General features: G+C 70.9%; 24 protein-coding genes. 7 read left to right on the top strand and 17 right to left on the bottom strand.

The features are described from left to right. Positions 1 to 73 precede the first annotated feature (73 nt). The 14 genes from pal to VEA98_RS13810 all read right to left on the bottom strand — a co-directional run bounded on the left by pal (position 74) and on the right by VEA98_RS13810 (position 9,839). Positions 74 to 625: a peptidoglycan-associated lipoprotein Pal gene (pal, locus tag VEA98_RS13875; RefSeq protein WP_324815925.1), complete on the bottom strand. Its 552-nt coding sequence runs from the start codon at positions 623 to 625 to the stop codon at positions 74 to 76. Positions 626 to 751: 126 nt separating this feature from the next. After that, entirely contained in the window at positions 752 to 2,122 is a 1,371-nt protein-coding gene (gene tolB / locus VEA98_RS13870; RefSeq protein WP_324815615.1) for a Tol-Pal system beta propeller repeat protein TolB, read from the bottom strand. 96 nt (positions 2,123 to 2,218) lie between these two features. After that, complete coding sequence (locus VEA98_RS13865) at positions 2,219 to 2,671, bottom strand: hypothetical protein (RefSeq protein WP_324815612.1); 453 nt, start codon at positions 2,669 to 2,671, stop codon at positions 2,219 to 2,221. A gap of 3 nt (positions 2,672 to 2,674) precedes the next feature. Beyond that, on the bottom strand, positions 2,675 to 3,457 hold the full coding sequence (locus VEA98_RS13860; RefSeq protein WP_324815609.1) for a hypothetical protein: 783 nt from the start codon (positions 3,455 to 3,457) through the stop codon (positions 2,675 to 2,677). 4 nt (positions 3,458 to 3,461) lie between these two features. Then, a complete protein-coding gene (locus VEA98_RS13855) occupies positions 3,462 to 3,923 on the bottom strand; it encodes an ExbD/TolR family protein (protein ID WP_324815606.1) in 462 nt (153 codons plus the stop codon). 2 nt (positions 3,924 to 3,925) lie between these two features. Then, entirely contained in the window at positions 3,926 to 4,672 is a 747-nt protein-coding gene (gene tolQ, locus VEA98_RS13850; RefSeq protein ID WP_324815603.1) for a protein TolQ, read from the bottom strand. A gap of 128 nt (positions 4,673 to 4,800) precedes the next feature. Next, positions 4,801 to 5,250: a tol-pal system-associated acyl-CoA thioesterase gene (gene ybgC, locus VEA98_RS13845; RefSeq protein ID WP_324815601.1), complete on the bottom strand. Its 450-nt coding sequence runs from the start codon at positions 5,248 to 5,250 to the stop codon at positions 4,801 to 4,803. Between the two features lies 1 nt (position 5,251). Beyond that, positions 5,252 to 5,659, bottom strand: a complete 408-nt coding sequence (locus VEA98_RS13840) for a hypothetical protein (RefSeq protein WP_324815598.1) — start codon at positions 5,657 to 5,659, stop codon at positions 5,252 to 5,254. A gap of 52 nt (positions 5,660 to 5,711) precedes the next feature. Then, positions 5,712 to 6,746: a Holliday junction branch migration DNA helicase RuvB gene (ruvB, locus tag VEA98_RS13835; RefSeq protein WP_324815596.1), complete on the bottom strand. Its 1,035-nt coding sequence runs from the start codon at positions 6,744 to 6,746 to the stop codon at positions 5,712 to 5,714. Further along, on the bottom strand, positions 6,743 to 7,357 hold the full coding sequence (ruvA, locus tag VEA98_RS13830) for a Holliday junction branch migration protein RuvA (protein ID WP_324815594.1): 615 nt from the start codon (positions 7,355 to 7,357) through the stop codon (positions 6,743 to 6,745). The genes ruvB and ruvA overlap by 4 nt, the downstream gene beginning before the upstream one ends. Further along, positions 7,354 to 7,860, bottom strand: a complete 507-nt coding sequence (gene ruvC, locus VEA98_RS13825; protein WP_324815593.1) for a crossover junction endodeoxyribonuclease RuvC — start codon at positions 7,858 to 7,860, stop codon at positions 7,354 to 7,356. The genes ruvA and ruvC overlap by 4 nt, the downstream gene beginning before the upstream one ends. Before the next feature lie 55 nt (positions 7,861 to 7,915). Further along, positions 7,916 to 8,311: a cupin domain-containing protein gene (locus VEA98_RS13820; RefSeq protein ID WP_324815591.1), complete on the bottom strand. Its 396-nt coding sequence runs from the start codon at positions 8,309 to 8,311 to the stop codon at positions 7,916 to 7,918. Positions 8,312 to 8,385: 74 nt separating this feature from the next. Beyond that, positions 8,386 to 9,075 carry an MgtC/SapB family protein gene (locus VEA98_RS13815; RefSeq protein ID WP_324815588.1) on the bottom strand — a complete coding sequence of 230 codons (690 nt, stop codon included), beginning with the start codon at positions 9,073 to 9,075 and terminating at the stop codon, positions 8,386 to 8,388. Between the two features lie 65 nt (positions 9,076 to 9,140). Continuing rightward, entirely contained in the window at positions 9,141 to 9,839 is a 699-nt protein-coding gene (locus VEA98_RS13810) for an MgtC/SapB family protein (protein ID WP_324815584.1), read from the bottom strand. Between the two features lie 313 nt (positions 9,840 to 10,152). Here VEA98_RS13810 and VEA98_RS13805 point away from each other — a divergent pair, with 313 nt between their 5' ends. Further along, positions 10,153 to 11,598 (top strand): M20/M25/M40 family metallo-hydrolase, encoded by a 1,446-nt coding sequence (locus VEA98_RS13805; RefSeq protein WP_414642186.1) that lies wholly within the window; start codon positions 10,153 to 10,155, stop codon positions 11,596 to 11,598. 77 nt (positions 11,599 to 11,675) lie between these two features. Beyond that, positions 11,676 to 11,885: a hypothetical protein gene (locus tag VEA98_RS13800; RefSeq protein WP_324815579.1), complete on the top strand. Its 210-nt coding sequence runs from the start codon at positions 11,676 to 11,678 to the stop codon at positions 11,883 to 11,885. 3 nt (positions 11,886 to 11,888) lie between these two features. Here the strand turns inward: VEA98_RS13800 and VEA98_RS13795 are convergent, their stop codons facing one another. Beyond that, positions 11,889 to 12,662: a YebC/PmpR family DNA-binding transcriptional regulator gene (locus tag VEA98_RS13795; RefSeq protein WP_324815576.1), complete on the bottom strand. Its 774-nt coding sequence runs from the start codon at positions 12,660 to 12,662 to the stop codon at positions 11,889 to 11,891. 123 nt (positions 12,663 to 12,785) lie between these two features. On the opposite strand from VEA98_RS13795, the gene VEA98_RS13790 reads away from it, so the two are divergent. Next, positions 12,786 to 12,986 (top strand): hypothetical protein, encoded by a 201-nt coding sequence (locus tag VEA98_RS13790; RefSeq protein ID WP_324815573.1) that lies wholly within the window; start codon positions 12,786 to 12,788, stop codon positions 12,984 to 12,986. Here VEA98_RS13790 and VEA98_RS13785 read toward each other — a convergent pair. After that, complete coding sequence (locus VEA98_RS13785; protein WP_324815570.1) at positions 12,983 to 13,420, bottom strand: thioesterase family protein; 438 nt, start codon at positions 13,418 to 13,420, stop codon at positions 12,983 to 12,985. The genes VEA98_RS13790 and VEA98_RS13785 overlap by 4 nt on opposite strands. Positions 13,421 to 13,545: 125 nt before the next feature. Here VEA98_RS13785 and VEA98_RS13780 point away from each other — a divergent pair, with 125 nt between their 5' ends. From VEA98_RS13780 to VEA98_RS13765, 4 genes are read left to right on the top strand one after another with little or no spacing between them, the layout of a single operon-like run. Next, complete coding sequence (locus VEA98_RS13780) at positions 13,546 to 14,673, top strand: zinc-dependent alcohol dehydrogenase family protein (protein ID WP_324815567.1); 1,128 nt, start codon at positions 13,546 to 13,548, stop codon at positions 14,671 to 14,673. A 44-nt stretch (positions 14,674 to 14,717) separates the two neighbouring features. Then, entirely contained in the window at positions 14,718 to 15,227 is a 510-nt protein-coding gene (locus VEA98_RS13775; protein ID WP_324815564.1) for a DUF1993 domain-containing protein, read from the top strand. 48 nt (positions 15,228 to 15,275) lie between these two features. Continuing rightward, on the top strand, positions 15,276 to 16,784 hold the full coding sequence (gene putP, locus VEA98_RS13770; RefSeq protein ID WP_324815561.1) for a sodium/proline symporter PutP: 1,509 nt from the start codon (positions 15,276 to 15,278) through the stop codon (positions 16,782 to 16,784). Continuing rightward, entirely contained in the window at positions 16,781 to 17,212 is a 432-nt protein-coding gene (locus tag VEA98_RS13765) for a hypothetical protein (RefSeq protein ID WP_324815559.1), read from the top strand. The genes putP and VEA98_RS13765 overlap by 4 nt, the downstream gene beginning before the upstream one ends. Here the strand turns inward: VEA98_RS13765 and VEA98_RS13760 are convergent. After that, entirely contained in the window at positions 17,199 to 17,471 is a 273-nt protein-coding gene (locus VEA98_RS13760; RefSeq protein WP_324815558.1) for a hypothetical protein, read from the bottom strand. The genes VEA98_RS13765 and VEA98_RS13760 overlap by 14 nt on opposite strands. Positions 17,472 to 17,719 lie beyond the last annotated feature (248 nt).

Here is a 17,719-nt window from a genome sequence, read left to right as displayed (position 1 = left end):
CCGCACCCGGGTCAAAAGGAAAGGGGCGGCCGACGAACGGCCGCCCCTCCCAATGTCGCACGACGTGGCTGGATCAGCGCGCGGCGCCGCTGACGATCGCGGTGTGGGCGTTGCGGTTGCGGGCCCAGGCCTCTTCGTTGGAGCCGGCCGCGATCGGCCGCTCCTTGCCGTAGCTGATGGTGTCGATGCGGGCCGCGGAGACGCCGCGCGAGACCAGGTAGCTGCGCACCGACTCGGCGCGGCGGGCGCCGAGGGCCAGGTTGTACTCGCGGGTGCCGCGCTCGTCGGCATTGCCCTCGATACGGACCGTGACCTGCGGATAGCGCTGCAGCCACGCGACTTGGGCGTCGAGGCGCGGATAGGCGTCGGGGCGGACCTCATAGCTGTCGAGGTCGAAATAGACCCGGTCGCCGATGTTGACGACGAAGTCCTGCTCGGAGCCCGGCGCGGCCGAGCCAAGGGCGCCGCCGTCGACCGGACCCGTCGGAGCGGTCGGATACTGCGGGCCCGTCGCCGGCGGGGCTTCGCCGGCGCCGGTGTCGACCGGGCGGCGCGGGGTGCAGGCGGCGATGGCCGTCACGGCCACGCCGACGGCGGCCAGACGGACGAGGGTCGAGGTCTTCATCATCGATCGTCTCCTTGGTGCGAGGCCTCGGCCTCCAGCTTTGCTATAAAACTCGGGTACTGACGCACCAGCGATTTCGCCAGCCGCGATAACGCGTATGTGAGCCCAAAGGCTCCGCTTGTGACCTCAGGTCGAGCAGCCGTCGGGGCCGCCTCCGATATTGGTGGGTTGCTCGTCGAGAAGGGGCGACCAGGCCGGATCCGAACCCCGCCCGTTGTAGCCGGCCTGGCTGACGACCCGACCGGAGAGGTCCACCGTCCACAGCCGGGTGTCGCCGCCCGGCGACTGGCGCGCGAACATGATGTAGCGGCCGTTCGGGGCCCACGACGGGCCCTCCTCGAAATAGCTGGACGACAGGATGCGTTCGCCGGTGCCGTCCGGAGCCATCACGCCCGTCGAGAAGCGGCCGCCCGCCTGTTTGGTGAAGGCGATCAGATCGCCGCGCGGGCTCCAGTTCGGGGCGGTGTAGATGCCGCCCCCGCGCGAGATGGGGCGCTGCCCCGAGCCGTCAGCTCGCATGACGTAGAGCCGCGCCGAGCCCGAGCGGTCCGAGGTGAAGACGATCTGGCTGTTGTCGGGGCTGAAGGACGGCGAGGTGTCGATCGAGGGGTCGTTGGTCAGGCGGCGCACCTGCCGGCTGGCCAGGTCCATAACATAGACGTCCGTGTTGCCGGCCCGGATGATCGAGAAGGCCATCTTCGAGCCGTCGTTCGAGAAGCGTGGAGCCAGGACCTGACCGTCGAACTCGCCCAGCGATTCACGCCGGCCGGTCGACAGGTTGAACAGGTAGATGCGGCTGTAGTCCTTGCCGAGCGCCACATAGGTGATCTCGTTGGGGTCGTTCAGCGAGAAGCGCGGCGACATGATGATCTCGGCGCCGTCCGTCAGATAGACGGGGTTGAACCCGTCCTGGTCCGAGATGGCGAGGCGCGACAGGCGGTTCAGCTGGGTGCCGCTCTCGGACACGAACAGCACGCGGCTGTCGAAGAAGCCGGCCTCGCCCGTCATGCGCTGATAGACCAGATCGGCGATCTTGTGCCCGATGCGGCGCCACTGCTCCTGCGTGGCGGTGAAGCGGTAGGAGGCCAGCTGGCACTGACGGTAGGGATCGTAGAGGCGGAAGCCGAAGTCGTGGCGATTGTCCGGGCGCGGCGTGACCGAGCCGTAGAGGACGGCTTGGGCCCCGATCGAGGTCCATTGCGGGAAGTTGGGGGCATTGGCCAGCGTCAGGCCGGTCTCGACGAAGCTGGCCGGATCGAGCGGTTCGAAATAGCCGGAGCGGCGCAGGTCGGCGCGGATCACGCTGGCCAGCTCCGAACCGTTCTCGCCGCCGAAGTTGGCGACGGCGATCTGGAAGGGGCGGAGGACACCCTGGTCGATCTCGACCTCGACCGGTCCGGTCCGGCCCGGCTGTTGACCAGGAGGCGTCTGCGCCAAGGCGGCGCTCGCGGTCATGGCCAGAATGGCGGCGCCGGCCAGAAGTCGGTTCAGACGCATCGATAGCTCCCGCAAGTCAGACGTTCGCCGATCCTTATCACCGGACCGTTCGTGAAGAACCAGCATGGCCGCGATTGGGGCGACTTTCGGGCCTGATCAGGGTTCGTCAGGCTGCGGAGCCTCATCGTGGGCGCAGACACGATCCGTGCGGAAGGTCGGCCGGTACTCCCCGCCCGAGAACCCGGGAGGAACGTCAAACGGCGTGCTTCGAAGCAGGGCCTGTCGGGCGGTCTCGGCCGCCGCCCGCCACCCGGCGCCATCCTGGGGGCGAACGAGGGTGGGGCCGGCGACGATCCGGCCATCGCCATCGAGCGTCAGGTCGAAAGCGATCCGGTGGCCGGCGACGCCGGCGGCGTCACAGGTCGGCGTCCAGTTGGGGTAGACCTGACTGAAGATGCGCCTGACTGTCTCGCCCGAGACCGCGCCGCGCCTGATCGGCCGCGCAGGAACCGATTGAGCAAGGGTGGAATGCCGGACATCCGGACCCCGGCTCGGCCCAGGCTCCTGAATCGGGCCCGTGGAGAGCAATAGCGCCGCAAGCAGCGGCATTGGTCATCCCCTTCCGCAGGCGCGGGCGACGTTGAACGCAGGCCGATATTCACCGCCGGTGAAGCCGGGGGGAACGTCGAACGGCGCGGTGCGCACCATGGCCTGCATCGCACCTGCAGCGACGGCGCGCCAGACCGGATCGTTGCGCGCCCCGACCAGCGTCGGACCGTCGATGATGCGGCCGCGGGCGTCCAGCGTCACATCCATCAGGATGCGCAGGTCGGCGGCGCCGGGCGTCTGACACGGCGGAGTCCAGTTCGGATAGACCTGCTCGAACATGGCCGTGACCAGCGGTCCGGTGCTCTGCCCGGCCGTACCGCTCGACTGCTGGCCGGAGGGAGGCCGGGTGTCCCGTCTCGGCGAGTTGTTGCGGCGCTCGGCGGCGAGCTTGCCGAGATCGAGGGTCTCCTCCCGCGGGCGGGGGGTCTCCCGCCTCTCGGCCGGCGGCGGCGTGGAAGGCCGGCGCGGCGGAACGGGGCGCGGGGTGGGACGGGGAGTCACGGCCTTCTCCGGCGGACGCGGAGTGGGTACGGGCGTGGGAGCCGGCGGGGGCGGCTCGGGCGCCTCGACCGGCGGGGCGGCGGCCGTGTCGACGGCCGGAGCCTCGGATGGGGCGTCGGCCGGGCCGGCGAGGACCATCTGGTCCGAGACGATCGAGACCGGCACCGCATTGACGATCTGGCGCTGGGGCCGGCCGCCGCTCAGCACCATGGCGAGCAGCACCGCGCCGATGACCGTCGCATGGACGACCACGGATCCGATCAGGGCCGAGCCGGGGCGCTCCAAGGGGTCAGCCTCCCTCGGCCGGCGCGGAGGTGTCGGTGATCAGGTTCAGCTTGGTGAAGCCGGCGGCGGACAGCCGGGCCATGACCCGGGCCACGGCCTGATAGGGGGCTCGGCCGTCGGCGCGCACGAACACCGGCTTGTCGCGCGCCTCCGCGCCGCCTTCGCCGGCGACCCGGCCAACCAGATCGTTCCAGTCAACGCCGCTCTCGCCGACGAAGATAGCGCCGTTGCGGTCGATGGAGACCGTCACCGGCTGTTCGGTGACATCCACCGCGCTGGCTTCGGTCTTGGGCAGCTCGACCTCGACGCCGGTAGTCAGAAGCGGAGCCGAGATCATGAAGATGATCAGCAGCACCAGCATGACGTCGACCAGCGGCGTGACGTTGATCTCGCTGAGGGGCCGCTTGCGGGCCCGTCTGCGGCCGCGGACGTGTCCGCCCGCGCCACCCGTTCCGCCCATGGCCATGCTCAGAGCTCCCGGCGGCTGTAGTCGGCCGCGGGTTGCGGTGACGGGCTGGACGGCGCGCCCAGCCGCCGGGCGACGGCCGCCTGCAGGTCGTCGGCGAAGCTCTCCAGCCGGCCGGTGAACTTGCCCGCGTCGATCGAGAATTTGTTGTAGGCCATATAGGCCGGAATGGCGGCGGCGAGGCCCAGGGCGGTGGCGAACAGGGCTTCCGAGATGGCCGGAGCCACCGTGGCCAGGTTGGTGTTGCCCGAGGCGGCGATGGCGCCGAAGGCGTTCATGATGCCCCAGACGGTGCCGAACAGGCCGATGAAGGGCGACGAGGTGGCGACCACCGACAGAACGCCAAGGCCGCCCTCGACGCGCTGGCCCTCACGCGCGATCAGGCTGTCCAGAGCCCGGTCGATGCGCGACATCAGCATATTGCCCTGCCCCTCGGTCAGCGGTCCGCGCGTGCGCGCCTCGCGCCAGTCGGTCAGCGCGATGACCAGCATGCGCGGCAGCGGATGGACCGGGTCCGGGCCGGCCTGGGAGGCGACCTCCTCCAGCGAACGGCCCGAGCCGACGGCCCGCTCGAACGCGGTCGCCTGGCTGTTCAACGTGGCGAAACGCACCGCCTTGTCGATGATCACCGCCCACGACCACAGCGAGGCGACGGCCAGGCCGACCATGATGACCTGCACCACGATATCGGCCTCCATGAACAGCGTCACGGGGTTCAGCATCATCGATGCGTCGGCGGCGGTGGTCATTCGGTCGTCCTCTTTGTCCGTGCGCCCTGTGCACCGGACCCGCGTGGCGGATATGTGGCGATTCAGGCCGGTCTAGCGAGGTCTAGCCACACCGTCACCTTACTGCACGTGACAGGTTCGCAATCTTGTCACCCTTCGGCGCCCAGCCACGGTCCGACCTTGTCGCGCAGGGCGGTCGTGGGCCGGCGGGGACGGCCATCCATGTGAATGCAGACCGCCTCGACCCCGGCCCGGCACAGGACGGCGTCCCCGCGCGTGATGGCCTGCGAGATCAGCAGCCGGGGCCCCTTGATGGCGTCGTAGCGGGTGCGGACCAGCAATTCGTCGTCGATCCGGGCCGGCCTGAGGAAGTCCAGCTGCATCTTCGAGACCACGAAAGCCATCGGCTGGTCGCCGTCGAGCAGTTCGGCGTGGCCGACGCCCATCAGGCGCAGGGCGTCCGATCGCCCGCGCTCGAAGAAGCGGACGTAGGCGCCGTGGTAGACGAGCCCGGTGAAATCCGTGTCCTCGTAATAGACCCGGACCGGCAGGTGATGCTCGCGGCCTTCGAAGCGGCCGGCGGTGGGGCGGTCGGTCATGTCAGAATACGACCCGCGGTTCGCTCGTCGGCCGGGCCGGACGGGGCGTGACCGGCGGCGAGCGGGTCAGGAAGCCGGGGCAGACATCGCGCAGCATCTCGTCGAATTCGGCCTTGAGGGGATCGGTTTCCAGCAGGATGCGGTTGGGGCGGGAGATGAAGACGACGAGCTGGTCATCGGCCGAGACGTAGCCGCACACGGCGCGCCGGCGGCCGCGCTCGGTGTAGCGCACCACCGCCTCCGGTCCGACGTGCTGGCGCAGCTGGGCGCCGGCGCGCTCCTCGACCGACGGCTCGCCGCCGAGGCCGCCGCCGCGCGTCACCAGCCACGCGACCAGGACGCCTAGCGCCAGCACCAGCGCGCCCAGCACCGCGATCAACCGCTCGACCCTGATCCTGCGCGGCGCCATCGCCCCTCCGTTCACGGCCAAGCATGACGGGCTTCGGCTGATCAGTGAAGGGTCACTTGCCGCCGAACAGGTCGCCGGCCTGGGGAATCTTCGGCGGCTCGGCCAGGCCGAGGTGGGCATAGGCCCTCGCGCAGGCCATGCGGCCGCGGGGCGTGCGCTGGATGAAGCCCTGCTGGAGGAGATAGGGCTCGATGACGTCCTCGACGGCGTCGCGGGCCTCGGCGATGGCGGCGGCGAGGGTGTCCATGCCGACCGGGCCGCCGCCGTAGTTCTCGATCAGCGCCTTGAGGAAGCGGCGGTCGTTGGCGTCCAGACCGGCCTCGTCGATTTCCAGCCGGCTCAGCGCCCGGGCGGCGGCGAGGCGGTCGATGGAGGCGGCGCCCTCGGCGGTGGCGAAGTCGCGCACCCGGCGCAGCAGGCGGCCGGCGACACGCGGGGTGCCGCGCGAGCGGGAGGCGATCTCGCGGGCGCCGTCCTCGGCGATCGGGGCGCCCATCTTGCGGGCCGCGCCCATGATGACCTTCACCAGCTCGTCCGGCGTGTAGAACTCGAGGCGGAGCGGGATGCCGAAGCGGTCGCGCAGGGGCGTGGCCAGCAGGCCGGCGCGGGTCGTGGCTCCGACGAGGGTGAAGGGGGCCAGGTCGATACGCACCGATCGGGCCGACGGACCCTCGCCGATGATCAGGTCGAGGACATGGTCCTCCATGGCCGGATAGAGGATCTCCTCGACCGCCGGGGCGAGGCGGTGGATCTCGTCGATGAACAGCACGTCGCGCGGTTCGAGATTGGTCAGGATGGCGGCGAGATCGCCGGCCTTGGCCAGGATCGGGCCGGAGGTGGCGCGGAAGCCGACGCCGAGCTCGCGCGCCACGATCTGGGCCAGGGTGGTCTTGCCGAGGCCGGGCGGGCCGAACAGCAGGACGTGGTCGAGGGCTTCGTTGCGACCGCGGGCGGCCTCGATGAAGACCTTGAGATTGCCCTTGGCCTGCTCCTGGCCGACGAACTCGGACAGGGTCTGGGGCCGCAGGGCGCGGTCGTAGGCCTCGCCGGGGGCGGGCTCGGGGGAGACGATGCGCTCGTCGCTCACCGTCCCAGCTCCTGCAGGGCGGCGCGGATCACCGCCGACAGGTCCGCGTCCTCACCCAGCCGGATCAGGGCCTGGTCGACGGCGCGGCGGGCGTTGACCTCGGCCACGCCGAGGCCGAGCAGGGCCGAGACGGCCTCGCCGGCAGCGCTGGGGACGGGCGCGGCGGCCGCGTGGACGCCGGGGGCGGACGGCGTGAAGGAGACGTCGCCGAGCGGCTTGCCCTTCAGTTCGGTGACGATGCGCAGCGCCAGTTTGGGACCGACGCCGTTGGCGCGAGCCACGGCGGCCTTGTCGTCGCGAGCCACGGCGGCGGCGAGCTCGCCGGGCGGCAGGACGTCGAGAACCGACAGGGCCGCCTTGGGGCCGACGCCCTGGATGCCGGTCAGGGTGGTGAAGGCGCGGCGCTCGTCGCGGGTCAGGAAGCCGTAGAGACGCGGGCCGTTCTCGGCCGACCAGCTGGTTTCGATATGCAGGGTGGCCTCGTCGCCGGGCGCGGGCAGGCGGCCGAGCGTGCGGGCGCCGCAGGCCACGACATAGCCGACGCCGGCGCAGTCGATCAGGCAGTGGTCGGTCTCGACCTCGGCCAGCACACCTCTGAGACGGCCGATCATGCCGCCCCCCCCAACAGGGCGCGCTTGCGCAGCTGGGCGTGGGTGATGGCCACGGCGAGGGCGTCGGCGGCGTCGGCCTTCACATCGCCGGCGGACGGCAGGAGGCGTTTGACCATGAAGGCGATCTGGGTCTTGTCGGCGTGACCCGCGCCGACCACCGCCTTCTTGATCAGGTTGGGCGAGTATTCGGCGACGCTGAGCCCATGACGGGCGGGGGCCAGCATCACGGCGGCGCGGGCGTGGCCCAGCTTCAGCGTCGACGACGGGTTCATGTTGACGAAGACCTCCTCGATGGCGGCCTCGTCGCAGGCGTGGGCGGCGCAGACCTCGCCGATGGCCTCAAGCAGATGCAGCAGCCGTTCGCTGAACGGGGCGCTCTCGGGCGGCGCCACGACCCCATGGGCGATCCAGCGCAGGCGCGAGCCCTCGGCCGCCACCACGCCCCACCCGGTGCGCCGCAGGCCGGGGTCCAGACCGAGAATCCGAGTCGCTTCGTTCGCCATCCGTTCCAGTCATGCCGCAAAGAGGGTTAGCGGACAATGACCGGCGTGCGGGCGCCTATTCGGTGGTCCTGCCGTCGAAATGCTCTTCAGAAGCCTCCGCCTCGGCCCTGGTCCGTCGGATCACGCCGTCGCGGTGCTCGGGCGGGCCATAGAGGGTGTAGAGGGCCAGCGGCCCCTCGCCCGTGTTGACCACATTGTGACGCGCCCCGGCCGGGACGATGACGGCGTCGTCGTCCTTGATCGGCGTGGCCTTGCCGTCGATGCGCACCTCCCCCGAGCCGCTCTCGATGCGGAAGAACTGGTCGTGATCCTCGTGGACCTCCTCGCCGATCTCCTCGCCGGGCTGCAAGGTCATCAGCACCAGCTGGAGATATTTGCCGGTGTACAGGACGCGGCGGAAATCCGTGTTGCGGACGGTCAGGTCCTCGATGTTGGCGACGAAGCCTTGCATGGCGGTTCCTTGCTGCGGAGGGGCGTGACCCCGGACATCGGTCCGCCGGGGCCCCGGTTCAAGGCGTCGGCCGTCTATTCGTCGCGCGGCAGTACGGAGAAGCCGGCCAGGCCTTCGTGGCCGCACAGCTGCGCCACCAGGGCGTCGACATCGATCGGCATCGGCCCCTTCACCTTCAGCACATGCTCATGGATCAGGCAGTCGGGGCTCATCACATGGCCGATGCGCACAGCCTTCAGACCGCGCGTCCTCAGCAAGTCGCGCAGGGCCGCCTCGCTCGGCGCGGCCCCCCGCTTCCAGCGCAACACCACGTCCATGACGCCGACGTGGGGCAGCTTGGCGTCGAGCAGGCGCAGCACGGCCAGCACCGCCAAGGTGGCGCCCGAGCCGATCAGGGCCAGCTCCAGCATGCCCACGCCGAACAGCACGCCGATGGCCGAGGTGACCCACAGCGACGCCGCCGTGGTCAGACCGTGCACCGAGAAGCCCTCGCGGAAGATCACGCCCGCGCAGAGGAAGCCGATGCCGGTCAGCAGTCCGTGCGACATCCGCGTCGGGTCGATCACCACCCGCTGTCCGGCCATCCAGTCGAAGGCCCAGGTCGCCTGGTGCATGGCCGCCAGCATCAGCAGGCAGCTGGTCAGGCAGACGAGGATGTGGGTCCGAAAGCCGGCCGGGTGGCCGTGGTAGGTCCGTTCGACCCCGATCAGCCCGCCCGCCGCCATGGCCGCCGCGACGGGCAAGACCAGATTCCAGTCTATCAAGGGTCACTCCGAAAGCTGACGAATCCCGAACGTAGGCCGCTCCGCGCGGGGCGGGCAAGCCGCCGTCAGTCATTGCGGGGATCAAGCCGGTAGCCCGTCAGGCCCTCGATGGTCCGCAGGCGGGCGGCGAGGGTCTTCAGCGGGGCGTCGCCGGCGACCTTGAGGCGGAAGGTGCGGCGCACGCCGCCGCCGCCGTCGATCAGTTCAAACCGGTCCGAGCGCCGCTCGCCGTCGATGTCCGCCAGGGCGGCTTCGACCGCGGCCTCGGCCTCGGTCGCATCGCGGCGCCAGACCACTTCGGCGTCGACCACCGACTTCTGCGGCAGGCGCAGGCTGACCAGTCGCAGGATCAGCAGGACGACGACCGTCAGCGCCGCCCCGGTCACGGCCAGGCCAAACAGGCCGGCGCCGAACAGCAGCCCGATCGCCGCCGTGATCCACAGCGATGCGGCGGTGGTCAGGCCGTGGATCGAGAAGCCCGCCCGGAAAATCACCCCGGCGCACAGGAAGCCGATGCCGGTCAGGACGCCGTGGGCCATGCGGGTCGGGTCGCTGACGATCCGCGCGCCCTCGAGCACGTCGAACCGCCACGCCCCCTGCGACACCGCCATCTCCATCAGCAGGGCCGAGGCGAGGCAGACGAGAATATGAGTGCGGAAGCCGGCGGCGCGGCCGCGCCACTCGCGCTCGAAGCCGATCATCCCGCCGGCGAGAATGGCGGCGAGCAGCGGCAGGGTGAAGTCTGGAAGGGAGGCGAGGTCCATGAGCAGCCAACGGCGGTCCCGGCCCGGCCGTTCCGCCCCCCCTCCCCTCCGCCGCCGATCCGCGATAGCGTCGGTCGGCAAGGGGAGACGCGAGATGGCGAACTCAGGCGCGGTTGTGGTGGCCATGGCCAAGCGGGCGGAGCGGCAGGTCGTGCAGCGCCTGCGCGAGCAGGGCGCGCTCTCGGCCGGCCGGGCGGTCCCCCTGACGATGAGCCGCCCCGGCGGGCGGGCGGCCCTGTGGCGGCTGGTGCGCAGCGGGGCCGTCCATCAGAGCGGCGACCGCTGCTGGCTGGACGAGGACGCCTATGAGGCGATGCGCGAGCGGCGGCGCATCCGGGTCGTGTTCGCGCTGATCGTCCTGGGTCTGATCGCCGCCGGGGTCATCGTCTTCGGCGCGCTGCAGGCCCGGGCCCAGAGCGCGCCCGACCGGTCCGATCAGATCGCCTTCCGCGGGCTGTACGAGGAACTGGTCGAGACCAACACCACCCTGTCCGAGGGCAGTTGCACCCTGGCCGCCGAACGGATGGCGGCACGTCTGCTCGCCGCCGGCTATCCCGCCGCCGACGTGCGGGTGCTGGCCTCGGCCGAGCGGCCGAAGGACGGCAATCTGTCGGCGGTGCTGCGCGGCTCAGACGCCGCCGCCGAGCCGATCCTGCTGCTGGCTCACATCGACGTGGTCGAGGCCAATCCGGCCGACTGGGCGCGCGATCCCTTCACCCTCGTCGAGGAGGACGGTTATCTCTACGCCCGCGGCGCGCAGGACGACAAAGCCCAGGCCGCGATCTGGGTCGACACCCTTGTCCGCCTGAAGCAGGAAGGCTTCACGCCGCGCCGCGACGTCAAGATCGCCCTGACCTGCGGGGAGGAGACCTCCGACACCTGGAACGGCGTCGAATGGCTGCTGGAAAATCATCCGGACGCGCTCAGCGCCGGCTTCGCCCTGAACGAGGGCGCGCGCGGCCGGCTCGACGCCGAGGGGAACCGCATCGCTTTCGAGGTCCAGGCGGGCGAGAAGGTCTATCAGGACTTCACCCTGGAGATCACCAATCCGGGCGGTCACTCGTCGCGGCCGGTGCCGGACAACGCCATCGACCGGCTGGCCAACGCCTTGGTCAAGCTGGGCGACCATACCTTCCAGTGGGAGATCAATCCGACGGTCGAGGCCTATTTCAAGGCCATCGCGCCGGTGACGCCCGCCTGGGCAGACACCATGGCGCGGCTCGATGACGCCGGCACGCCCGACGATGCGGTGGCCCGGCTGTCCGCGGCCGATCCAGCGTGGAACGCCATCCTGCACACCACCTGCGTGGCCACCATGGTCAACGCGGGCCACGCGCCCAACGCCCTGCCCCAGCGCGCCCGGGCCAATATCAACTGCCGCATCCTGCCCGGCCACGACGCCGCCGAGGTCAAGGCTGAGCTGGAGCGCGTCATCGCCGATCCGGGCACCGCGGTCACCCTGTCGGGCGAGCCCGACCCGGTCTCGCCGCCGCCGCCCCTGACGCCCGCCATCCTCGATCCGATCACCGCCATCGCCGGACGGATGTGGCCCGGCGTGCCGATCGTCCCGTCGATGAGCCCCGGCGCCACCGACGGGCGCTTCACCAATGCGGCGGGCATTCCGACCTATGGCGTCACCGGCCTGTTCGCCGACCCCGACGGCGGCGGCGTGCATGGCCTGAATGAGCGCATCCGCATCCGCTCGCTCTACGAGGGTCGCGACTTTCTTTATGATCTGGTCAGGGCCTACGCGGAGTAGTCGCCCTTATGTCGGGAACCCGGCGCCCGCGCGCGGGTTAGGCGTCTGCGGCTCTTCCGCCGCGACGGAACCCCGTCATGGGCCGCTCGATGGACCGCCGACTGCCGACCGACGCCTACGATCAGCTCAGGGCCGAGGTGCTGCGCGCCGCTGTGGAGCTTTCCGAAGACCAGCTGATCGACCTGACCGACGCCCTGCACGGCGTCATCCGTCTGCGCCGGCCGGGCCGGCCTCTGCGCAATCCCGACGGCTGGGTCACCGACGAGTTGCGCAGCTTCGCCGGCTGACGGTCAGCCGGCGTATTTCGCCAGGTCCTCGTCCGAGACAGCCTCGTTCGAATAGACGTTCTGCACGTCGTCCTCGGCGTCGAGCGCGTCGAGCAGCTTCATCAGCGTGCCGACCGCCTCGCCGGTGACGGCGACCTCCGACTGCGGCTTCCACACCAGCGCCGTGGACTTCGGATCGCCCAGCACCTTCGACATGGCGTCGGCGACCTCGTTGAGATCCTCGAACTTCGTCCAGATGGTGTGCCCCGGCGCGTCCTCGTAGATATCCGGCTTGACCAGATCGCTCTCGACGTCGTCGGCCCCCGCCTCGATCGCGGCCTCCATGACCTGGTCTTCGGTGCCGGCCCCGGCGGGATAGATGATCTGGCCGACGCGATCCCACATGAAGGCGACCGAGTTCATCTCACCCAGCGCCCCGCCGTTCTTCGAGAAGGCGGCGCGGATGTTGGAGCCGGCGCGGTTGCGGTTGTCGGTCAGGGCCTCGACGATGATGCCGACGCCGCCGGGGCCGCGGCCCTCGTAGCGGATTTCCTCCATCGTGTCGGCGTCGCCGCTGGTCGCCTTGTTGATGGCCCGCTGGATGACGTCCTTGGGCAGGCTCTCGGCCTTGGCGTTGTTCACCGCCAGGCGCAGGCGCGGGTTCATGGCCGGGTCGGGCAGGCCCGACTTGGCGGCGACGGTGATGTCCCGCGACAGCTTGGAGAAGAGCTTGGACCGCTGCGCGTCGGCGCGGCCCTTGCGGTGCATGATGTTCTTGAATTTGGAATGGCCGGCCATGAGAGGGGTTCTGGGTCCGTGGTAAAGTGAGGCGCGCCGTCTAGCCGATGCGAGGGCGGCTGTCACGGGCAGGAACCGCCAGCTTCGCCGGGCATTCCGGGACTGACCCTGCCGGAGCCCGCCATGACCGCCGAAGACGTTATCCAGGACGCCGACCTCTATTCCGACGAGGACCTCGAGGAGGCCGACATCGTCGAGTGGTACGAGGCTCGTCCGGTCACCGTGCCGGCCGCCGTGGCCACCGGCGCGATCATCGGCGCCTTCGCCCTGGGCGTGCTGACCGCCGTCGGCGCGCTGGCGCTGATGGGGCGGCTGGACGACTAGGTCTTCAGGCTCTCCAGGAAGCCCCGCATCCTGTCATCCACCGCGACCGGCCGCTTGCTGTCGCGATCGACGTAGACGTGGACGAAGTGTCCGACCGCCGCCGCGTCCTCCTCGTTGTTGCGGAACAGGCCGATCTCGTAGCGCACCGAAGAGGTGCCGACGTGGGCGACGCGGACGCCGGCCTGGATCTCGTCCGGGAAGGCGGTCGGCGCGAAATAGCGGCAGCCGGTCTCGGCCACGAGGCCGATGGTCTTGCCGTTGTGGATGTCGAGCAGGCCGTTGACGACCAGCAGGCGGTTCACCGCCGTGTCGAACCACGAATAGTAGACGACATTGTTGACGTGGCCGTAGACGTCGTTGTCCATCCAGCGGGTGGAGATGGCCTGGAAGCGGCGGTAGTCGCTGCGTTTGGTCCGCTCGATAGTCCCCGTCATGTTTCCCCTCTTGTTGCGCTAACGCTCGGCGCGCGGCGCCTCGCTGCTTGAGCGCGTCTGGTGCGCGCTTCATCGGTGAGCCTTGGGCTTGGCGGACGCGGCGTCAAGCGCCTAGCCTCCCGCGCATGGAGACGACCGCCGCCGTTCTGCGCGCCATGGGCGCCGCCCGTCCGTATGCCGACAGCCGGCCCTTGCGACTGGAGACGGTGACGCTCGATGCGCCGGGGCCGGGCGAGGTCCGGGTGGCGATCAAGGCGGCGGGGCTGTGCCATTCGGACCTGTCGGTGATCAACGGCGACCGGCCGCGGCCGATGCCGATGGCGCTGGGTCACGAGGCCGCCGGGGTGGTCGAGGCGCTGGGCGCCGGGGTCGATGATCTGGCGATCGGCGATCACGTGGTCATGGTCTTCATGCCGAGCTGCGGCCACTGCGATCCGTGCGCCGGAGGGCGGCCGGCGCTGTGCGAGCCGGGCGCGGCGGCGAACGGCCGGGGCGAGCTGCTCGGCGGGGGCGTGCGTCTGCACGGCGAGGCCGGAGATCTGCATCATCATCTCGGCTGTTCGGCCTTTGCCGGCCATGCGGTGGTCTCGCGGCGGTCGCTGGTGAAGGTGGATGCGGACCTGCCCTTCGAGCACGCGGCCCTGTTCGGCTGCGCGGTGCTGACCGGCGTGGGGGCGGTGGTGAATACGGCGGGGGTTCGGGCCGGGCAGTCAGTGGCGGTGGTCGGTCTCGGCGGCGTCGGGCTCTCGTCGGTGCTGGGGGCGCTGGCCAGCGGGGCGAGCCCGGTCGCAGCGGTGGACCTCAGCGGGGCGAAGCTGGCGCTGGCGCGCAGCCTCGGGCCGGTGCGGACGGTCAATGCGGCGGACCCGGACGCGGTCGAGCAAGTGCGGGCCCTGACCGGCGGCGGGGCGGACTTCGTGTTCGAGATGGCGGGCAGCGTGCGGGCGCTGGAGGCGGCGTGGCGGATGACGCGGCGGGGCGGCACCACGGTCACCGCCGGCCTGCCCCCGCCCGAGGCCGCGCTGGCGGTCAATGTGGTGCAGCTGGTGGCGGAGGAGCGGACGCTGAAGGGGTCGTACATCGGGACCTGCGTGCCCTCGCGGGACATCCCGCGCTTCGTGGCCCTGTTCCGCGAGGGGCGGCTGCCGGTGGACCGGCTGCTGACCGGGACCATCCCGCTGGACCGGATCAACGAGGCCTTCGACCAGCTGGCCGACGGGGCGGCGGTGCGGACGGTGGTGACCTTCCCCTGACGCCGTGCCAGAAGCGGAGCCGCAACCCGCGAGGAGAGACCGCCATGGCCACCGAACTGTATGACCTGACGGTCCCCGTCTTCACCCGCGGGCTGAAGGCCCTGTCGGCCGTTCTCGACAAGGCCGCCGCCCATGCCCGGGAGACCGGCGCCGACCCCGAGAGCTACCTCGCGCTGCGGCTGGCCCCGGACATGCACCCGCTGGCGAAGCAGGTGCAGATCGCCTGCGACGGCTCCAAGCTGTGCGTCGCCCGGCTGTCCGGCGTCGAGGCCCCGGTCAACGAAGATACCGAGAGCACCATCGCCGAACTGCAGGCCCGCATCGCCTCGACCCTGGACTTCATCGGCTCGGTCCCGCGCGAGGCCATCGACGGGCAGGAAGAGCGCGAGGTGGTGCTGAAATTCCCCGGCGGGGAATGGCCGTTCAAGGGGCAGGCCTATGTCGTCGGCTTCGCCATTCCGAACGTCTTCTTCCACCTGAGCACGGCCTACGGGCTGCTGCGTCAGGCCGGCGCGCCGCTGGGCAAGCGCGACTTCCTCGGCGCGGCGGGCTAGCGGGACCGGGGCTGGACCCCGTCCGCGCAACGCTGCTACGCCTTGGCCATGGAAAGCGGCGCCCTCATCTCCCTCGGCCTCTATTTCGCGCTGATGCTGGCCATCGGCGTCTATGCGTGGCGCAAGTCGACCAGCGACGTGTCCGGCTACATGCTGGGCGGGCGGCAGCTGGGACCGGCGGTGACGGCCCTGTCGGCCGGGGCCTCGGACATGAGCGGCTGGCTGATGCTGGGCCTGCCCGGGGCCATGTTCGCCAGCGGCCTGTCGGCGGCGTGGATCGGCCTCGGCCTGGTCGTCGGGGCGTGGCTCAACTACCTGATCGTGGCCCCGCGGCTGCGCGTCTACACCGAGGTCGCCAACGACGCGATCACCATCCCGGACTATCTCGGCGAGCGCTTCGCGGACCGGTCGCACCTGCTGCGCGTGATCGCCTCGCTGGTCATCGTCGTCTTCTTCACCCTCTACACCGCCAGCGGCATGGTCGCCGGGGGCAAGCTGTTCGACAGCGCCTTCGGCTTCGACTACGCCCTCGGCCTGTGGGTCACGGCGGGCGTGGTGCTGGCCTACACCCTGTTCGGCGGCTTTCTGGCGGTCAGCCTGACCGATTTCGTGCAGGGCTGCATCATGTTCGTCGCCCTCGTCGTCGTGCCGGTGGTGGCCATGATCAACGTCGGCGGCCCGGCCGAGACGTCGGCGCTGGTCCGCTCGGTCGACCCGGCCCGGTTCGACCTGCTGGCCGGGACCAGCGTCATCGGCATCGTCTCCGCCCTCGCCTGGGGCCTCGGCTATTTCGGCCAGCCGCACATCATCGTCCGCTTCATGGCCATCCGCTCGGTGCGCGACCTGCCGACCGCCCGCCGCATCGGCATGAGCTGGATGATCGTGTCGCTGGTCGGCGCCCTGGCCACCGGCCTGACCGGCCTCGCCTACGCCACCGCCAACGGGCTGAGCGTCGGCGATCCCGAGACCATCTTCATCCTGCTGTCCGACATCCTGTTCGACCCGCTGGTCACCGGCTTCCTGCTGGCCGCCATCCTCGCGGCGGTCATGAGCACCATCTCGTCGCAGCTGCTGGTCTCGTCGTCCTCCCTGACCGAGGATTTCTACCGCATGTTCCTCCGTCGCGACGCCCCGCAGACGGAGCTGGTGCTGGTCGGCCGGCTGGCCGTTCTGGCGGTGGCGCTGGCGGCGATCGGGCTGGCGTACAATCCCGAGAACAATGTGCTGGGCCTTGTGGCCAACGCCTGGGCCGGCTTCGGCGCCGCGTTCGGGCCGCTGGTCATCCTGTCGCTGACGTGGAAGCGGATGACCCGCAACGGCGCCCTGGCCGGGATGATCACCGGCGCGGCCGTGGTGCTGTTCTGGATCTTCGCCCCGGTGCTGCCCTCCGGCGCCGCCCTGACCACGGTGCTGTACGAGATGGTCCCGGGCTTCATCCTCTCCTTCCTCGCCATCGTCGCCGTCAGCCTGATGGGCCGCGCCCCCGCCGGCGAGGTCGCCGAGACCTTCGACGCCGTCGAGGCCCGGCTGGCCGAGGCGCGGAGCCCGGCGACGTGACCCTGCGCCGCCTCGCCGACCTGCCCGGCGTCGACGACCTCGAGCTGAAGGCGCTGATGACGCCGCGCCTCGCCGACCCCGACCGGATCGACGAGCATCCGGAGGTCGACGCCGTCGCCCGCGCCGCCTTTGGCCTGACCCCGGCCGAGGCCGCCGAGGTCGCCCTGCCCCCCGACTGGCCCGATCACCTGCGCGACCTGCATCGCCGGTCCCCGGCCGAGCTGGTCGAGGCCTTCGAGGCCGAGGGCTGGGACGTCACGGACAAGCGCCGCAAGCCGCTGCGGATGCTGCCCCTGTTCGCCCTGCCGCTGGCGCTGGCCGCGCGCGGGGTGGCGGGGACGCTGCCGTTCGTGGCCGAGCCGGACCATCCGGTCACCGACTGGGGCGCCGGGCTGAAGGCCGAGGCCGGCCGGTTCAGGAAGCGCTGAGCGCCCCCGACGCCTCCGCCTCCGCCGTCGGCGCGTCGCCGCCGCCGTGGAGTTCCTGCTCGGCGAGGAACAGCAGGGGCGGCAGGATGAAGTCGGCGTATTTCGGGCGGCGGCCGTCGCGCCAGGTCCACAGGTAGTAGAATTCGCGGTCGTAGAGCGGTTCGATCTCGCCGCGCCGGATCTTCTCCAGCCGGGCGCGCTGGACCTCGTACAGCAGCGCGGCCTTGAGGCGCATGGGGCTCGGGGGGCGGTTTCGCATGATCGGGGCCTCCGTCGGCTTGGGGTTCGGGCATGGGTCTTCGTCTTCCGGGGCGCGGGCCGCGAAAGGTGGGGAGGGCGCGGGGTCGCCGGGCCTCGCCCGGTGAAGGGTTGTGTTACCGTTTCGACGAGACAGACGCCCCGCGCGGCCGTTTTCCACGCACCCGACCGGCTGGCGGCCCGTTGGAGCCTTGCCGGAAACACGCCGGCGGCCTTGCGGACGCCGGCGCGGGACGGACCTGCAGACCG

The organism is Brevundimonas sp., from assembly GCF_035627055.1.
Lineage (GTDB): Bacteria > Pseudomonadota > Alphaproteobacteria > Caulobacterales > Caulobacteraceae > Brevundimonas.
The sequence above is the reverse complement of the archived record's forward strand: the minus strand, read 5'-3'. Positions and strand labels throughout refer to the sequence as shown.